The organism is Micromonospora sp. Utrum1, assembly GCF_057197805.1.
The window spans coordinates 2,958,726-2,975,294 of record NZ_CM170071.1 but is presented as its reverse complement, the minus strand read 5'-3'; the positions used below and the strand labels follow the sequence as shown (position 1 = coordinate 2,975,294).

The following is a 16,569-nucleotide window of genomic DNA, read 5'->3' as shown; positions in this document are numbered from 1 at the left end:
CTGCCGGGCGGTCGGGGCTCCGTCCGGAGGAGGATCGGCACGTGGTGGCCGGATCCGGTGGCGTCAGCCGGTGCGGTCGATGGTGACCCGGGCGTCGTCGGCGAGCCGGTAGCCGACGCCGTAGACGGTGGTGACCAGCGGGACGTCCACCCCGACCTTGCCGCGCAGCCGGCGCACGTGCACGTCGACGGTGCGGACGCCGGCGTGCTCGTACCCCCAGACGGCATTGAGAAGTTGCAACCGGGTGAACACCCGCCGGGGGTGGGCGACGAGATGCAGCAGCAGGTCGAACTCCAGCCGGGTCAGCGGCAGCGGCTCGCCGTCGCGCAGCACGGACCGGGACGCGGCCAGGATGTGCAGGGTCGGGATGGTCGGCGCGAGCGGACGTCCCGGGGAGCGGCCGGCCGGCACCGGGTCGGGCCGGCGCTCGACCGGGGCGGTGCCGGTGCTGATCACGGCGTCGCCGCGTTCGAGCAGCTCACGGGCGGCGTCGAGCAGCCGGCGGGCGGCCGGGGTGAGCGACTCCTCACAGGCCAGCGGGATGTTCAACGTCACCGTGAGCATCGGCGCCGAGGTGTTGGCGGGACGCCGCTGGCCGCCGGGGGGACGACCCGGAACCGCGGGTTGGGACGTATGCCATCCGGCGCGCGACGAGGCGGGGCTGACCGACATGGTCCTCCTTGGCTGGTCCGGGTATCTCCCCACGGCCCGGGACGCCGCTTCATCGATGCTTCCCGGCGCCTGTGCGGGGGTCAAGGGGCGGCTGCGTTGCATGAATGTGACAATTGACGAACACATCGGAGCCGGTTGCTCGCTCTCCGTACGAGGCCCGTTGATTACAGCAGAGCGGCGAGTTGACCCGTTACGGGGGGTCCCTGACCGGTTCACAATGGCCGCTGCCCGGCCGGGCGACCCGGAAACGTGAACGCGGCGCACCCGGGATCCGGGTACGCCGCGCACCGGCCGGCGGGCCTCAGCGCTCGCGGTCCACCACGATCCGGGCCTCGTCGGCGAGCCGGTAGCCGATGCCGTACACGGTGGTCACCAGCGGTGTGTCGACGCCCAGCTTGGCCCGCAGCCGGCGTACGTGGACGTCCACGGTGCGGGCCACCGCGTGCTCGTAGCCCCAGACGTTGGCGAGCAGTTGCCGCCGTGTGAACACCCGCCGGGGATGTTCGGTGAGGAAGAGCAGCAGGTCGTACTCGATCCGGGTGAGGGTCACCTCGGCGCCGTCGTGCCGGACCCGGCGGGTGCCGGTCAGGATGCGTACCGTGCCGGGCTCCTCGGCCTCGGCCGGCGGCTCCGGCGGCGCGTCGGCGCGGCGCAGGTCGTGCACTGCGCCGACGGCCTGGTGCTCGGCGGGCCGGAGCACGCCCTCGCCGGAGGCGGCGAGTTCGTCCAGCAGGTCGACCAGCCGGGCCAGGCCGGGCGTCAGCGCGCCGGCGCCCAGGTCGAGGGTGATGGTCAGGGTCGGGGCGGTACGCGGCCGGGGCGGCGCCGCCCGCTCGGGACGGCCCGGCCGGGCCGGACGGGAGGAGATGGCGACGACGGACATGGGGGCCTCCTGTGCGGGCGGTCGCCCCGCCCCACCGTGTGCGGCGGGGCGGTCAGCGGGGCGCCCGGCCGGCGGTGACCGGGGGCGCGGCGGACGAGGGTCGGAGCGGTGGGACGGGGCCGAGGGTGGGCAGGCCGGCGATGCGCCAGGCGGCGAAGCCGCCGACCACGTCGGTGGCCCGGTGCAGGCCGAGGTCCTGGAGGGCGGCGGCGGCCAGCGACGAGGTGTAGCCCTCCTGGCAGAGGACGATGACCGGCACGTCGTAGTCGACGGCCTGGGGCAGCCGGGTCGGGCAGCGCGGGTCGAAGCGCCATTCCAGGACGTTGCGCTCGACGGCGAGGGCGCCCGGCACGGTGCCGTGCGCGGCGCGCTGGCCGGCCGGCCGGATGTCGACCAGCAGCGCCCCGCCCCGGACCGCCAGGTGGGCCTGCTCGGGGTCGAGCCGCCGCAGCCGGGCGCGGGCGGCGGCGAGGATCTCGTCGATGCCGCGCGAGCCGGGTGGCGGGACCGGACAGCTCCCGGTGCGGGTGGGGGTCTGCGACATCGTGGCGTCCTTCCGTGTGGCGGGGGTCGGGCACGGGAGTGCGGGCCGGTTCACCAGGCGACCCCGGCCTCGGCCACCTCGGCGACCAGGAGCCGCCCGGCGGCGAGGCGGTAGCGGGTCATCCGGCGCAACGCGGGCCGGTAGACGTGCACGCTGACCGCCGGCTGGTCAGCCCGGTTGGTGACCACGTGGACGTGCCGGGCGCCGAAGCGCCGGCCGGCGCCGGCGGCGAGCCGGTGCGGGCGCAGCCGGCCGCCGCTGACGGTCTCCTCGATGAGGGCGCCGGCGACGACCAGGAAGGCACCCGAGGAGCCGCCGTGGTCGTGCAGGTCGGTGCCCTGCCCGGGCAGCCAGCTCAGCGCCCACACCTCGTGCTCGGCGTCGGCGGCGAGCCGCGCGTACCACCGCTCGGCGCGGTCGAAGCACAGCGGCACCGGCCAGCGGGCCGGGTCGGCCCAACGGGCGGCGACGTCGAGCAGGTCGGAGGGCTCGGAGGTGGTCATCGGCGGGGCGTCCTCACGGTACGGAAGCGTGCGTGCCCCTCACTATAGGCTTCAAACCCTATAGGTTTAGTAGGTAATTTTGAATGCTGGGACGACCGGGGCCGCCCCTCGGGAGGTCAGCGCAGTAAGGGCGGGCCCACCCGGTAGCCGGGGACCGAGGGCCAGCGCACGGTTAGCACCACCGACTCGCGCTCGGCGTACCAGGAGTGGTCCACACCCCGGCCCCAGACCACGTAGTCGCCGGGGGCGCGCAGCACCACGGTCCGGTCCGGCAGCTCGATCCGGAACGCGCCGCTGATCAGCACCAGCAGGGCGGTGCGCCGCTCGCCGGTGGCCCACCGCGAGCGGATCTCCCCGGCCGGGTGCACGCCCCACTTCACCTCGACCTCGGTGCTGTGCCGGACGTCGCCCAGCGGCTTGAAGTGGCCCAGCAGCCAGCCCGCGTCGGTCGCCCCGTCCACCGCCGCGTTGCCGACGTACACCCGATCGTCCATCCACGCCTCCCCTGCCGGCTCGGCAAGCTACCACCCCGACGGGCGGCGGGACGGTATACAGGGGCGGTGGAGGATCCCGTACCCGAGCAGATGCGCACGGCGGCCGGCGCGCTGCTGGCGGCGCTCGACGAGCCGGCCCGGCAGCGGGCCCGGCACGGCTTCGACGACGAACCGGCGCGCCGGTGGCTGGAGTACCGGCCCCGGCCCCGCCCCGGCGTCAGCCTCGCCGACCTGACCGGCACCGCCCGCAAGGCCGCCCACCGGCTGCTCGCCACCGCGCTCAGCCCCGCCGCGTACGCCCAGGCCATGGCGGTGGTGGCGCTGGAGGAGGTGCTCGACCGGGCGGAGGGCTGGCGACGCGGCCGGCACAGCGGCGACTACTGGGTGGCGGTCTTCGGCGACCCGGCCCGCGACGACCGGTGGGCGTGGCGGTTCGAGGGGCATCACCTGTCGGTCAGCATGACCGTGGTCGACGACCAGGTCTCCCCCGCCCCGATCTTCCTCGGCGCCAACCCGGCGACCGTCCGGCACGCCGGCCGGCCGGTCTCCCGGCCGCTCGGGCCCGAGGAGGACCTGGCCCGCGAGCTGCTCGACGCGCTCGGACCGGCGGGCCGGGCCGCCGCGATCGTCGCCGACGAGGCGCCGGCCGACATCATCAGCGCCACCCGGCCCACCGCGCCGGGCCGGCTCGACCCGCTCGGCGTACCCCGGGACCGGCTCACGCCGACCGGCCGTGCGCTGCTCGACCAGCTCGTCGCGCTCTACCTGGACCGGCTCCCGCCGGAGCTGGCGGCCCGGGAGGCGGGCCGGCTGACCGGCGGCGAGCTGCACTTCGCCTGGGCCGGCCCGGTCGGGCCGGGGCAGCGGCACTACTACCGGATCCAGGGCGACGACCTGCTGATCGAGTACGACAACACCACCGAGGACGGCAACCACGCGCACACCGTGCTCCGCCGCCCGGCCAGCGACTTCGGCGGTGACGTGCTGGCCGCCCATCACGCCGCCGCGCACTGACGCGGGCCGGGTCAGGGGCGGCGAGCCTCGATGAGGAAGCGCCGGGCGTGCGCCACGAACGGGCCCTCGGCGCGGATGCGCTCGTGCAGGCGGCGCAGCTCGGCGCGGTAGCGGTCGACGGTGAAGCCGGGCACGGTCCAGACCACCTTGCGCAGGAACCAGACCACCGCGCCGACGTCGTGGAACACCGTGCGCAGGGTGGCCGTGCGCAGGTCCACCACGGTCAGCCCGGTGGCCTCGGCGGCGGCGACCGCCTGCTCCGGGTGGCGGCTGGCCGGCGGCGGCAGCGGCCCGAGGATGGCCTCGCTCAGCTCACGGACGGTGCCGGCGCCGATCTGCTGGGACAGGTAGCTGCCACCGGGGCGCAGCACCCGGGCGATCTCGTCCCACCAGGTGTCCACCGGGTGCCGGCTGACCACCAGGTCGAACGAGGCGTCGCGGAACGGCAGCGGCGGCCGGTCGGCCACGTGGACCACGGCGGCCCCGATCCGGCCCAGCGTCCGCCGGGCGACCGGCACGTTCGGCGGCCACGCCTCGGTGGCGACCAGCAGTGGAGGCGGGAGGGGAACCTCGGCCAGCACCTCTCCCCCGCCGGTGTCGATGTCGAGTGCGGCGCCGGCCGCGGCCATCCGGGCGCCGACGAGGCGGGCGTATCCCCAGGGCGGGCGTTCCTCGGTGGCCCGCCCGGCGAGCCAGGAGAAGTCCCAGCCCTCGACCGGCGCCGCCGCGCCCTCGGCGATCAGCTCATCCGCGTCCTGTCCGCTGTTCACCGGCAGAGCCTGGCCGTCGGGGCCGGCGGGCGGCAAGGCGTTTTCAGGCCTTCGGGCGGATGATCTCCACGGTGGCGCCGGGGATGTCCCGGAGCGTCTCGAAGCCGGTCGGCTCGGCGGCCCGGCGCCGGTCGAACTGGCGCATCAGGCGGGCGCCCAGCCGCACCCCCACCGCGCCCACGGCCAGCGCGAGCAGTTCGGTGACCACCTCGACGCCGGTCGCGCCGCGCTGCGGCGCCTGCGCCCGCATCAGGCAGGTGAGCAGGAACAGCGCCGCCATCGCGGCGTTGACCAGGTTGAACGTGATCGCGGTCCGGCGGGTCCGGTCGGCCCGCACGTCCCACAGGTCGACCATCCCGGCGACCGTGGTGAGAGCGGCCGCGATCAGTGCGGCGACCGCCGTCCAGTAGCCCACCTCGCCCAGGAAGTCCGGACCGCCAGCGACGTCGGCCAGGTCGAAGACCGCGGCGCTGACGAAGAGTCCGAACGGGAACGTCACCAGCATCGGTTGGATCGGGTGTCCCTGCACGCGCAGGCGGCTCTCCATCGGTTCCTCCCAGGTCGGTGCAGCTCACCAGTTCAGGGTGCTACCCGAGGCCCACCGGGGCGAAACGAATGTCGCTCAGTTGTCCCGCGGCCGGGAGACGGTGAGTACGAGTCGCTCGGCCACCTCGCGCAGCGGTATGTCCAACGAGGAAGCGGCGCTGCGGAGCACGTCCAGCGCCTCCGGTGCGGGACAGCCGCGCTGCGTCATGATCACGCCGACGGCCTGCCCGACGACGCCCTCCGCCAGCGATGCGGTGTCGAGCTGGCCGGCCCGGGCGGCCTGCCGCTCGCGGTCCCGGGTGGCCGCCAGCAGCAGCCCGGCGTGCTCGGCGAGGAGCATGGCGGTGAGCTGGTGCCGGGGGGTGAGCGCGCCGGGTGACTTGGCGTAGAGGTTGATCGCGCCGATCAGCTGCTCGTCCACATCCACCGGCGCGGCGATCACCCCGTGCACGCCGAGCCCGCGGGCCCGCTCCGCCCAGGTCGGCCAGCGCGACTCCCCCGCCAGGTCGGCCGCGGTGATCATCTCGCGCCGCCGGATCGCGGTCATGGCGGGCGTGTCCGGGCCGTGCCGCAGGTCGTCCAGCTCCGCCCGCCCGGGGTCGGAGGCGGCCACCCCGGCGGGTTCGCCGGCGCGCAGCGCGGTGAAGCCGCAGCAGTCCACCCCGGGTACGGCGTCCCGGGCGATCCGGACCAGCCGGTCCAGCGCCTCGTCGAAGTCGGCGACCGCGATCAGGCCGGCGGTCAGCTCGCGCAGCAGCGCGGCGGTCTCCAGCACCCCGAGCGTGTCGATCATGGGCTCCCGCATGTCGAGGTTCACCGGACCACGGCCTCCGCCACCTCTGCGTCCGTGCACGCGGTGTCCCCGTCCGGCGCCGTTGCCTGTCCCATGTTCGCTCTCTCCCTGACTCGAAGCCCCGCCCTACTACCCTCCCAAACCAGGAACGAAACCGCGCAAAGGGGTCCCTTCCGGCGCGGTGGGCACCGGACGGGACCCCCTCGCGGACGGTCAGCGGGAGCCGGAGATGAGCCGGCGCCCCACCGAGGCGATCAGCCGGTCCAGCTCGGAGCCGAACGGGTTGTCGTGCACCAGGTACGTCCAGGTGGCGGTCGGCCGCACGAGCTTCGCGGCGTCGGGCTCCCACCCCTCGTCGAACTCGGTCTCCTCGAAGGTGGCGATGGTCCGCGTCTCGATCTCCGGGACCAGCGCGTTGAACGCCGGCACCGCGCTGCGATGGAACTCGTCCAGCGGGTCGAGCCGGCCCAGGGCCCGCAGGTGCACGCCCTCGCGCACCTCGGACAACTCGGCCAGGTGCTCGGCCCAGAGCCGGTCCAGGTGATAGAGCGCGATCGACCGGGCCACCTCGGCGAGCAGATCCTCGTCCATCTCGCCGGCCTTCTCCGGCACCCGCTCCAGCAGCATCAGCGCCGCGATGTCGCTGGTCAGCAGCCGCTCCCGCCGCTCGGCGAGCGCCTTGCGCTGCTGTTCGATCACCACGCTGTAGCGCCAGGTGTTGCGGTGGATCTCGTGGTTGACGCCCTCGGCGACCCGCTGGGCGTGCTCCACCGCGTAGTCGACCTGCGGGTCGGTGACCAGGCCGTCGGCGTTCATCCGCGGCGACGGCGGGACGGTGTCACCGGCGTGCCGGACGACCAGGTCGTCCTCGAGGCTGACGAGGAAGACCGAGCCACCCGGGTCGCCCTGGCGGCCGGCCCGGCCGCGGAGCTGGTCGTCGACCCGGCGGCTGTCGTGCCGGCCGCTGCCGATCACGTAGAGGCCGCCCAGCTCGGCGACCCGCTCCCGGTCGGCCTGGTCGCTGCCGCCGAGCCGGATGTCGACGCCCCGGCCGGCCATCTGGGTCGAGACGGTCACCGCGCCGTACGCGCCGGCCTCGGCGATGATCGCCGCCTCCTCGTCGTCGTTCTTGGCGTTGAGGACCACGCAGGGCACCCCGGCGGCGTGCAGGCCGGCGGCGAGGCCCTCGGACTCCTTGACGTCGAGGGTGCCGACCAGCACCGGACGGCCGGCCTCGTGGCAGCGCTTGATCTCGTCGATCAGCGCCTCCTCCTTCTCGGCCCGGGTGGCGTAGATCCGGTCCGGCTCGTCCTCCCGGATGCACGGGGTGTTCGGCGGGATCACCGCCACCTCGAGGCCGAAGAACTCGCGGAGCTGGTCGCCGACGAGGACCGCGGTGGCGGTCATCCCGCAGACCTTCGGGTAGAGCGCGATGAACGCCTGCACGGTGATGGTGCCGAGCACCTCGCCCTCGGCGGTGGCGTCCAGGCCCTCCTTGGCCTCGACCGCCGCCTGGAGCCCGTCCGGCCAGCGGCGGCGCTGGGCCACCCGGCCGCGCATCTCGTCGATCAGCTCGACCGACTTGTCGCGGACGATGTAGTCCACGTCGCGGTGCAGCAGGGCGTGCGCGTGCAGCGCCACGTTGACCGCGGAGAGCTGCGCGACGTGCTCCTCGTCGTAGAGGTCGATGCCGCCGAGCTTGGCCTCGACGGTGGCCAGGCCGACCGAGGTGAAGGCGACACTGCGGCCGTCCTCGGCGATCGTGTAGTGCCGGCCCTTGCGCAGGCCGCGGACCAGCGCGGCGGCGGCGTGCACCGGGTCCTGCTCGCCGGGGACCGCGCCGGCGAGCACCATCGGCACCCGGGCCTCGTCGATGAGGATGGAGTCGGCCTCGTCGACGATCGCGGTCTTCAGCGGCGGCTGGACGCGGTCGTCGAGGTCGGTGACGAGCTGGTCGCGGAGGAAGTCGAAGCCGGCCTCGCTGACCGCCACGTAGGTGACGTCGCAGGCGTAGGCGGCGCGCCGCTCCGCGGGCGTGGACGCCTCGTTGACCCATCCGACGGTGAGCCCGAGCAGGGTGTAGGCCGGGCCCATCCACTCGGCGTCGCGGCGGGCCAGGTAGTCGTTGACGGTGAGCACGTGCACCGGGCCGTTGCCCATCCGGACGTGCCCGTACGCGGCGACGGTCGCGGTGAGCGTCTTGCCCTCACCGGTGGCCATCTCGGCGACCTTGCCGGAGAGCAGCGCCATGGCGCCGAGCAGCTGGACGTCGTACGGCCGCTGGTCGAGGCCCCGGCGGGCCGCCTCGCGGCCGACCGCGCAGATCTCCTCGTAGCCCGTGGCCTGCCCGGCGGCCTCGGTCAGCTCCGCGTCGGAGAGCTTCTCCAGCTCCGCCTCGCGGGCCTCGATCGCCGGCAGCAGCTTCTCCAGCGGGGCCAGGTCGACCGTCGTCCCCGGGCGCTCGAGGAACCGCCGGAACCTGCTCTTCAGACGTTGCGACACACCCATGAGCGGCAACGGTACGCGAACCGGAGCCGATTGTGACCCCCGCCCGGCGCGGGTGCCGGGCCATGTCCGTAATTCGGACTGTTTACGCAGGTCAGGGCGTTTCCGGGATCATCCGACGAGGAGCTGGTGGGTGGCCAGCTCGCGGTAGAGCGGGCTGGTCGAGGTCAGCTCGTCGTGGGTGCCGACGGCGACCACCCGGCCGGCGTCCAGCACCACGATCTGGTCGGCGTCCACCACCGTGGAGAGGCGGTGCGCCACGATCAGCAGGGTGCGGCGCACCGCGACGGCGTCGATGGCCCGGCGCAGCGCGGCCTCGTTGCGGGCGTCGAGGTTGCTGGTCGGCTCGTCGAGCAGCAGCACCGGCGGCCCGGCCAGCAGCGCCCGGGCGATGGCCAGCCGTTGCCGCTCCCCGCCGGAGAGCAGCACACCGCCCTCGCCGACCTGCACGTCCAGCCCGTCCGCCGTCCGTTCGGCCAGGTGCCCGAGGTTGACCTCGTCGAGCACGGCGCGCAGCCGGTCCTCGGCGGCGTCCGGTGCGGTGATCAGCAGGTTGTCCCGGAGCGTGCCGGCGAGCACCGGCGCCTCCTGCTCGACGTAGCCCAGCCGGGCCCGCAGCGCGTCCCGGGGCAGGTCGCGCACGTCCACCCCGTCCAGGCGCAGGGCGCCCCCGGTCACCTCGTAGAAGCGCTCCACCAGCGCGAGCAGCGTGGACTTGCCGGCGCCCGAGGGGCCGACCAGGGCGGTGCGGGTGCCGGCCGGCACGGTGAAGCTCACGTCGTGCAGCACCGGCGGGCCGCCCGGATAGCCGAAGCCGACCCGGTCGAACTCGACCGTCGCCGGCCCGGTCGCGCGTGGCAGGGCGGTCGCCGGGGCCGGCCGCTCATCCGCCCCCTCCGCCGGCACGGCGAGGATCTCCTCGATCCGGGCCAGCGCGCCGAGCCCGGTCTGCAACTGGGTGTACGCGTGCACCGCCTGCCCCAGCGGCAGCACCAGGAAGAACAGGAACATCACGAAGGCGACCAGGTCGCCGACGCCGATCGCCCCGGACGCCACCCGGGCCCCGCCCACGGCCAGCACCAGCAGGAAGGCGCCCTGGACGGTGACCGTGCCGGCCGGACCCACCACGGCCTGGGCCCGGGCCACCCGCAGCCCGGCCGCGTACGCCTCGGTCGCGCTCTCCACCACCGTGGCCGCCTCCCGCCGCTCGGCCCGGCTGGCCCGGATGGTCCGGGCTGCGGAGATGGCCCGCTCGACGGCGGAGGTCATCTCGCCGACCCGTTCCTGAGCCCGGCGGGCGAGCCCGCGGACCCGCCGGGCGACGGTGAGGGCGAAGCCGAGGCCGACCGCGACGGCGGCCAGGGTCACCCCGAACAGCAGCGGGTCCAGCAGGAGCATGGCGGTGCCGGCCCCGAGCACCATGACCGCCCCGGTGACGGTCTCGAAGAGGCCGGAGGTGACCACCGCCCGCAGCAGGGTGGTGTCCGCACCGACCCGGGAGAGCAGGTCGCCGGTGCGGCGCCGGTCGTACTCGGCGATCGGCAGCCGCAGCAGGTGCCCGGCGAGCCGACGCCGAGTGCCCAGCACCAGCCCCTCGGCGGTGCGCTGAAGCAGGTAGTCGCGGAGCCCGCCGAGCAGCGCGCCGGCCACCACGAGGGCCACCAGGGCGGCGACCAGGGTGACCACCGGGCGGCCGGCGGTGATCCGGTCCAGCACGCTCCGGGTGAGCAGGGGCTGGGCCAACGCCGCCGCGGCGCCGACGAGCGACAGCGCGCCCACCGCCACGAGGGTGCCGCGGTGGGCGCGCAGGTACGGCAGCAGGGCGGCGAGCCCGGGCGGGCGGCCGGCTTCGGTGGTCATGGCAGCACCGTAACCGGGCCCGCCCAGGGCTCAGCCGGTGAGCACCACCTGGAGCTCGGACCGGCGCCGCTCGGCCAGGTCGGTGAGCAGCGCCGGCGCCTCCTCCAACGGCACCACGGCGGAGACGAGGTGCTTGCGGATCAGGTCGCCGTACTGGCGCAGCAGCTCGATGGTCTCCGCGGAGAGGCGCTCCCGGTCCCAGGTCTGGGCCAGACCGCGCGGCACCCGGCCGATCTGGGCGCAGCGCAGCGACAGCCCGTTGTGGTGGAACTCCTCGCCGAGCCGGACCGCGTCCGCGCCGGCCTGGTAGAACGCCAGGTCGATCACGGTGCCCTGCGGGCGCAGCAGGCGCAGCGCGAGCTGGAGCGCCCAGTCCTGGCCCCGGCACTGGAAGACCACGTCCGCGCCCCGGTCACCGGCGGCGTGGTTCCAGCGGGTCTTGAGCACCACGGCCGGGTCGTCCGCCGCCGGGTCGAGGGTCTCCAGGCCGAGCGCCTCGGCCACCTCGCGGCGGGCCGGGGTGGGGTCGAGGACCACCACGGAGGCGGCGCCGTGCCGCCGGGCGAACAGCGCGGTGAGCAGCGCGACCACCCCGCTGCCGACCACCGCCACCCGCCGGCCGCGCACCCCGTCGCCGAGCGAGCGGACGTCGGTGCCGCACAGGTCGGCGGCGGCGTGCAGCAGCCCGTTGGCGCAGATCGGGCCCATGTGCGCGACGTAGACGCCGAGCAGCGGGTCCAGGTCGTCGGGCAGCGGCACGAACCGCTCGGCGACCGGGTCGGCGACGTATCCGCTGCGGTGGCCGTAGGTCATCGCGCCGACCGTGCCCACGGCGACGGCCGGCGTGCGGCTCTCCACCACCCGGCCGACCTGCATGTAGCCCAGCCGGGTGACCGGGTACGGCGTGCTGGCCTCGCCGGGCTGGAACAGCCCGAGGCCGGCGTTCCAGGTGACGTGCAGGTAGGGGTTCGTGCCCTTGACGTAGCTCAGCTCGGTGCCGGCGGAGACCCCGCTGTAGAGGGTCTCCACCCGGAAGGTGCCCTCGCGCAGCTCGGCCGCGTCCTGCTCGACCAGCTCGACCCGGCCGGGTCCGCCGACCACCACCACCCGGTCACGCATCGACGGTCACCCCCGTCGGCTCGGCCGGCGTCGCGTCGGCGACCGCGGCGGTGAGCCGCGCGGCGGGCCCGGTGGGCAGCGCCACCGCCCGCCCGGTACGCGCCGACTCGGCCACCGCGAGGGCGAGCCGCTGGGTGCGCAGCGCCTCGGCGTACGGGACCCGGACGTCTTCGCCGACCCCGCGGACCGCGTCGACGAAGGCCCGGTCGACGGCCACCCGGGCGCCGTCCGGGTCGGCGGGCAGGTGCCGATCGCCGTCGGCGTCACAGACGCTCAGGCCGTCCTCGGCCAGCGAGAGGGCCAGCCCGTCGGCGAGGATCTCCAGGCCGGCCCGGTGCTTCCAGCCGAGCACGCAGGCCGCGGCGAGGGTGCCGACCGCGCCGGAGGCGAAGCGCAGGGTGGCGGCGGTGACCGAGTCGATGTCCGCGCCCTCCACCGGCGGCGGGCTGCCGTCGCCGTACGCGGTCACCTCGGTCGCCTCGCCGACCAGCAGCCGGACCAGGTCCAGCACGTGCGCCGCCTGTTCGACGACCGGCCCGCCGGAGCGGTCCTGCCGGGCCCACCAGGCGACCGGCGGCACCTTGTCCAGCCAGGCCCCGTTGACCATCCGCACCGGACGGCCGGCGAGCAGTTGCCGGGCCTCCTCCACCACGTGCAGGTAGCGCCAGTGATGGCCGACGGCGGTGAGCAGGCCGCGCCGTTCGACCAGCGCGGCGACCCGCTCGGCGGTCTCCAGGTCCACCGCCACCGGCTTCTCCACGAACATCGGCACCCCGGCGGCGATCACCGCCTCCTCGACCGGGCCGTGCGCGAACGGCGGCACGCAGACGTACACCGCGTCCGGGCCGGCGGCGAGCAGGTCGTCCACGTCGCGGAAGGTCCCGGCGCCGTGCGCGCCGGCGAGCGCCTCCGCCGCGTCGGGGGCGACGTCGGTCACCCCGAGCAGTTCCACGTCCTCGAAGCCCGTCAACACCCGGGCATGGCGCTGCGCCACCCCGCCGGCTCCGACCAGTCCAACCCGGCACGTGCGCATCTTCTCGACCCTCTCACCGCTACGACAGACTGCGGAAAGCACTCCCCGGGCGGCCGCGTGGCCAAACGCGGACGGACGCGCAATCAGACGTTCACCGCGTGGGAACCCGCCGGTGGCCGGGGCGTGATCAAGCTGTTAGGCATGATCCGGTTAGCACGGGCAGGGAACTGGGAAAACCAGAAGCCCGTGGTTCCGCCACAACCTGGGGGTGTGCCCGTGCCGGATACAGATTCGATCGTCTCACCTGTGGTGGAGGCGTGGGCCACGTACCGCACCACCTCGGCCGACGACTGGCCGGCACGGCGCCTGCTGCGGGCCAAGGGCGGGAGCCGGGTCAGCGTGGTGCTGCCGGCGCGCAACGAGGAGGCGACCGTCGGCGCGATCGTGTCGACGATCCGGCAGCACCTCATGGACCGGGTGCCGCTGGTGGACGAGCTGATCGTGGTGGACTCCCGGTCGACCGACCGGACCGCGCAGGTAGCGCGGGCGGCCGGTGCCGAGGTGGTCAGCCAGGACGCGATGACGCGCGGGCTGCCCCGGCTCACCGGCAAGGGGGACGCGCTCTGGGCCGGGCTCGCGGCGGCGGAGGGCGACGTGGTCGCGTTCGTCGACGCCGACCTGCGGGAGTTCCGGGCGCACTTCGTCACCGGGCTGCTCGGGCCACTGCTCACCGACCCGTCGGTCGAGTTCGTGAAGGGCTTCTACCACCGGCCGCTGGTCGGGGCGACCAGCGTGGAGGCCGACGGCGGGGGCCGGGTGACCGAGCTGATGGCCCGGCCGCTGCTCAACCTGTTCTGGCCCGAGCTGGCCGGCTTCGTGCAGCCGCTCGCCGGCGAGTACGCCGGCCGCCGGGAGGTGCTGGAGCAGGTGCCCTTCGTCTCCGGGTACGGCGTGGAGACGGCCATGCTCATCGACCTGCTGGAGCTGGTCGGGCTGGACGCGCTGGCCCAGGTGGACCTGGGCGAGCGCAAGCACCGCCACCAAGACACCGCCGCGCTGGGCCGGATGTCGGCGCAGATCATGCTGACCGCCTGGTCCCGCCTTCAGCGGCGCGGCTGGGCGGCGCCGGGGCTGGAACCGACCGCGCTGCTGACCCAGTTCCGGCGGGGTGGCTCGGAGGCGCTGCCGAACCTGGACCGCGAGATCGTGGTCAGCGACGTCTCGATCGAGGAACGGCCGCCGCTGGCGGAACTGCGACACCGGGTGCCGCGGCGCCGGGTCGCGGCATGAGCACCGCCGACGAAAGGGACCGCGCATGACTCTCACCGTCCTGATGAACGCGGGTCCCTGGTTGTCCGTGCCGCCGCCCGGCTACGGCGGGATCGAGAACGTGGTCGCCACGCTGGTGCCGGAGCTGCGCAAGCTCGGCGTGCGGGTGGTGCTCGCCTCGGTGGAGAGCAGCACGCTGCCGGTGGACGAGAAGATCGCGGTCTTTCCGGACGGGCAGTTCCACGCCCTGCAACGGCCGTACAACCAGGTCTGCGGGGTGTCCCAGGCGCACCTGAACGGCGTGGTCCGCGCCCTGCACAGCCGCGACGACATCGACCTGGTGCACGACCACGTGGAGGCGGTCGGCCTGGCCACCCTGGCCGCGATGGGCCCGGACGGCCCGCCGGCGCTGCACACCCTGCACTGGGACCTGGCCAAGCACCCGGAGCTCTACGGCAACCTGGACGGCGGCGACCGGGTGCGGGTCAACGGCGTCTCCGCCGCACAGCTCGCCCGGGCGCCGCGGGCCCTCCAGCAGCACTCGGTCGGCCACGTGCACCTGTCCACCCCGCTCGCCGTCGACGCGGACCGCCGGCCGGCGGCGGAGAAGGGCGAGCACGTGGTCATCCTGGGCCGGATCAACCCGGGCAAGGGGCAGGACCTGGGCGCCCGGCTGGCCCGGAAGGTCGGCTTCCCGCTGGTGCTGGCCGGCCCGGTCGGCCCGTACCACCGGCCCGAGGATCTGGCCGCGGCCGGTGACGAGGCCCGGCAGAACCCGGACGTGCGGTTCTTCTACGACGAGGTGGCTCCCCATGTCGACGGCGACCTGGTGCGCTGGGTCGGCACCGTCGCCGGGCAGGAGCGTGACGACCTGGTGGCCGGGGCGCGGGCCTCGCTGTTCCCGCTGCGCTGGGAGGAGCCCGGCGGCACCGCGGTGGTCGAGTCGCTGGCGCTCGGCACGCCGGTGGTGGCCACGGCCCGCGGGTGCCTGCCGGAGCTGATCGAGCACGGCCGGACCGGGCTGCTCACCACCCACGAGGAGGAGCTGGGCGACCTGGTGCTGGCCGCCGGGCTGCTCGATGACGACGAGTGCCGGCGCGAGGCGGCCGCACGGTTCACCCCGGAGCTGATGGCCCGGCGGTACGTGGAGCTGTACGAGGGGGTCCGCCGGCTCGCCGCCCCGCCGTTGCAGCTCGCCTGAGGCCGTCCCGTCCCCGGCCCGGACCGTCCCCGGACGGTCGGGGCTCGGCGCGTGCGTTTGCCCCCGGTGTGCCGGGGAAAGCCGCGCGGTCCCTGTCAGCTAGGAGGCCGGCATGACGAACTCGATGGCGCACGCGCGTGGGCGACGCAACCCGGCGGACGGCCGGGCGCCGGTACGCCGGGCCGCGGCGACCGTCGGCGTGCTCTTCCTGGTGATCGGCGTGCTGGGCTTCATCCCCGGCATCACCACCCACTTCGGCGACATGAAGTTCGCCGGGCACGACTCCGACGCGAAGCTGCTCGGGCTGTTCCAGGTCTCGGTGCTGCACAACATCGTGCACCTGCTGTTCGGCGTCGCCGGCCTGCTGCTGGCCCGGACGATCTCCGGAGCCCGGACGTTCCTGATCGGCGGCGGCGCGATCTACCTCGTGCTCTGGCTCTACGGCGTGGTGGTCGACCACGACAGCGGCGCGAACTTCTTCCCGCTCAACGGCGCGGACGACTGGCTGCACTTCCTCCTCGGCGTCGGCATGATCGCCCTCGGGCTGCTCACCACCCGGGCCAGCAGTCGCCGCTGACCGGGCGCCACCCCGGCCGGATGTCCGGTTTCACCCGCCCCGGCCATGGGTACTTCCCAGGTCCCCCCCGACGAGACGGAAACGAGGGCCTGGGATGTCGACCCGGATCAGGTGCGAGGTCCGCGACGAGTCGCCGGTCACCGTCGTACGGCTGGCCGGCGCGCTCGACCTGGGCACGATGCGCTCGGTGCACACGGTGCTGGACCGTTGCCTGGCCGCGCAGCCGGACGCCCTCGTGGTCGACCTGGAGAGGCTGGACGTCACGGATCCGCTCGCTCTCTCCGTCTTCGCCGCCGCGGCCCGCCGGGCCGCGGACTGGCCGGCCGTCCCGATGGTGCTGTCCGCCCCGCCGCCGGAGGCGGCGGCCTGGCTCACCGAGACCACCGCCTGCCGGGTGGTGCCGGTCCGCCGCGACTGCGCGGAGGCGACGGCGCTGGCCGGCGCGGTGGCCGCCCCGCGGCTGCGGGCCCGGCTGGAGCCGGTGGCCGGGGCCTGCCGGCGGGCCCGCGAGCTGGTCGCCGAAGCGTGCGCCGGGTGGAACATCCCGGAACTGGCCGGCCCCGCTTCGCTGGTCCTCAGCGAACTGGTCGGCAACGTGGTCCGGCACGCCGGCACCCCGATGCAGGTGACACTGACCCTGTGCCGCCCCTATCTACGGGTGGCGGTGATGGACGGCAGCCCGGCCGACGCGCGGGTGGTGACCGACCGCGACCTGCGAGCCGAGGGCGGGCGGGGGCTCATGCTGGTCCGCGAGTTGGCCCAGCGTTGGGGCAGCGCCCCGGCGGGCGCGGGCAAGGTGGTCTGGGCCATGCTGCCGGCGAACTGACCGAATTCTCCGCTCTCGCC

General features: G+C 74.9%; 17 protein-coding genes. 5 read left to right on the top strand and 12 right to left on the bottom strand.

Annotation, left to right across the window (positions count from 1 at the left end):
* Positions 1-63: 63 nt before the first annotated feature.
* From AC0OLQ_RS14110 to AC0OLQ_RS14090, 5 genes are all read right to left on the bottom strand, one after another.
* A complete protein-coding gene (locus AC0OLQ_RS14110) occupies positions 64-672 on the bottom strand; it encodes a winged helix-turn-helix domain-containing protein (RefSeq protein WP_357336572.1) in 609 nt (202 codons plus the stop codon).
* 301 nt (positions 673-973) lie between these two features.
* Entirely contained in the window at positions 974-1,555 is a 582-nt protein-coding gene (locus tag AC0OLQ_RS14105) for a winged helix-turn-helix domain-containing protein (RefSeq protein WP_484531680.1), read from the bottom strand.
* Between the two features lie 52 nt (positions 1,556-1,607).
* Entirely contained in the window at positions 1,608-2,099 is a 492-nt protein-coding gene (locus AC0OLQ_RS14100) for a rhodanese-like domain-containing protein (protein ID WP_484531679.1), read from the bottom strand.
* 50 nt (positions 2,100-2,149) lie between these two features.
* On the bottom strand, positions 2,150-2,602 hold the full coding sequence (locus AC0OLQ_RS14095) for a cysteine dioxygenase (RefSeq protein WP_484531678.1): 453 nt from the start codon (positions 2,600-2,602) through the stop codon (positions 2,150-2,152).
* A 116-nt stretch (positions 2,603-2,718) separates the two neighbouring features.
* The gene (locus tag AC0OLQ_RS14090) at positions 2,719-3,096 is read right to left on the bottom strand and encodes a cupin domain-containing protein (RefSeq protein ID WP_484531677.1); all 378 of its coding nucleotides are present in this window, start codon (positions 3,094-3,096) and stop codon (positions 2,719-2,721) included.
* 90 nt (positions 3,097-3,186) lie between these two features.
* On the opposite strand from AC0OLQ_RS14090, the gene AC0OLQ_RS14085 reads away from it, so the two are divergent.
* On the top strand, positions 3,187-4,110 hold the full coding sequence (locus AC0OLQ_RS14085) for a DUF3500 domain-containing protein (protein WP_484532346.1): 924 nt from the start codon (positions 3,187-3,189) through the stop codon (positions 4,108-4,110).
* Positions 4,111-4,121: 11 nt separating this feature from the next.
* On the opposite strand, the gene AC0OLQ_RS14080 is transcribed toward AC0OLQ_RS14085, so the two are convergent.
* From AC0OLQ_RS14080 to AC0OLQ_RS14050, 7 genes are all read right to left on the bottom strand, one after another.
* Entirely contained in the window at positions 4,122-4,880 is a 759-nt protein-coding gene (locus AC0OLQ_RS14080) for a class I SAM-dependent methyltransferase (protein ID WP_484531676.1), read from the bottom strand.
* A gap of 43 nt (positions 4,881-4,923) precedes the next feature.
* Positions 4,924-5,427 (bottom strand): DUF2231 domain-containing protein, encoded by a 504-nt coding sequence (locus AC0OLQ_RS14075; RefSeq protein ID WP_357336558.1) that lies wholly within the window; start codon positions 5,425-5,427, stop codon positions 4,924-4,926.
* 75 nt (positions 5,428-5,502) lie between these two features.
* Positions 5,503-6,243: a GAF and ANTAR domain-containing protein gene (locus AC0OLQ_RS14070; protein WP_484531675.1), complete on the bottom strand. Its 741-nt coding sequence runs from the start codon at positions 6,241-6,243 to the stop codon at positions 5,503-5,505.
* 189 nt (positions 6,244-6,432) lie between these two features.
* The gene (gene secA2 / locus AC0OLQ_RS14065) at positions 6,433-8,727 is read right to left on the bottom strand and encodes an accessory Sec system translocase SecA2 (protein WP_484531674.1); all 2,295 of its coding nucleotides are present in this window, start codon (positions 8,725-8,727) and stop codon (positions 6,433-6,435) included.
* Positions 8,728-8,835: 108 nt separating this feature from the next.
* Positions 8,836-10,584: an ABC transporter ATP-binding protein gene (locus AC0OLQ_RS14060; protein WP_357336551.1), complete on the bottom strand. Its 1,749-nt coding sequence runs from the start codon at positions 10,582-10,584 to the stop codon at positions 8,836-8,838.
* Positions 10,585-10,614: 30 nt separating this feature from the next.
* A complete protein-coding gene (locus tag AC0OLQ_RS14055) occupies positions 10,615-11,703 on the bottom strand; it encodes a zinc-binding dehydrogenase (RefSeq protein WP_484531673.1) in 1,089 nt (362 codons plus the stop codon).
* Positions 11,696-12,736: a Gfo/Idh/MocA family protein gene (locus AC0OLQ_RS14050; RefSeq protein ID WP_484531672.1), complete on the bottom strand. Its 1,041-nt coding sequence runs from the start codon at positions 12,734-12,736 to the stop codon at positions 11,696-11,698. Before AC0OLQ_RS14050 ends, AC0OLQ_RS14055 begins: the two co-directional genes overlap by 8 nt.
* 249 nt (positions 12,737-12,985) lie before the next feature.
* Between AC0OLQ_RS14050 and AC0OLQ_RS14045 the strand changes: the two genes are divergently transcribed.
* The 4 genes from AC0OLQ_RS14045 to AC0OLQ_RS14030 all read left to right on the top strand — a co-directional run bounded on the left by AC0OLQ_RS14045 (position 12,986) and on the right by AC0OLQ_RS14030 (position 16,549).
* Positions 12,986-13,966 (top strand): glucosyl-3-phosphoglycerate synthase, encoded by a 981-nt coding sequence (locus tag AC0OLQ_RS14045; protein WP_484532345.1) that lies wholly within the window; start codon positions 12,986-12,988, stop codon positions 13,964-13,966.
* A gap of 25 nt (positions 13,967-13,991) precedes the next feature.
* Entirely contained in the window at positions 13,992-15,146 is a 1,155-nt protein-coding gene (locus AC0OLQ_RS14040; protein ID WP_484531671.1) for a glycosyltransferase, read from the top strand.
* Positions 15,147-15,258: 112 nt separating this feature from the next.
* Positions 15,259-15,723, top strand: a complete 465-nt coding sequence (locus AC0OLQ_RS14035) for a DUF4383 domain-containing protein (protein ID WP_357336542.1) — start codon at positions 15,259-15,261, stop codon at positions 15,721-15,723.
* 94 nt (positions 15,724-15,817) lie between these two features.
* Complete coding sequence (locus AC0OLQ_RS14030) at positions 15,818-16,549, top strand: ATP-binding protein (RefSeq protein ID WP_484531670.1); 732 nt, start codon at positions 15,818-15,820, stop codon at positions 16,547-16,549.
* The last annotated feature ends 20 nt before the right edge of the window (positions 16,550-16,569 follow it).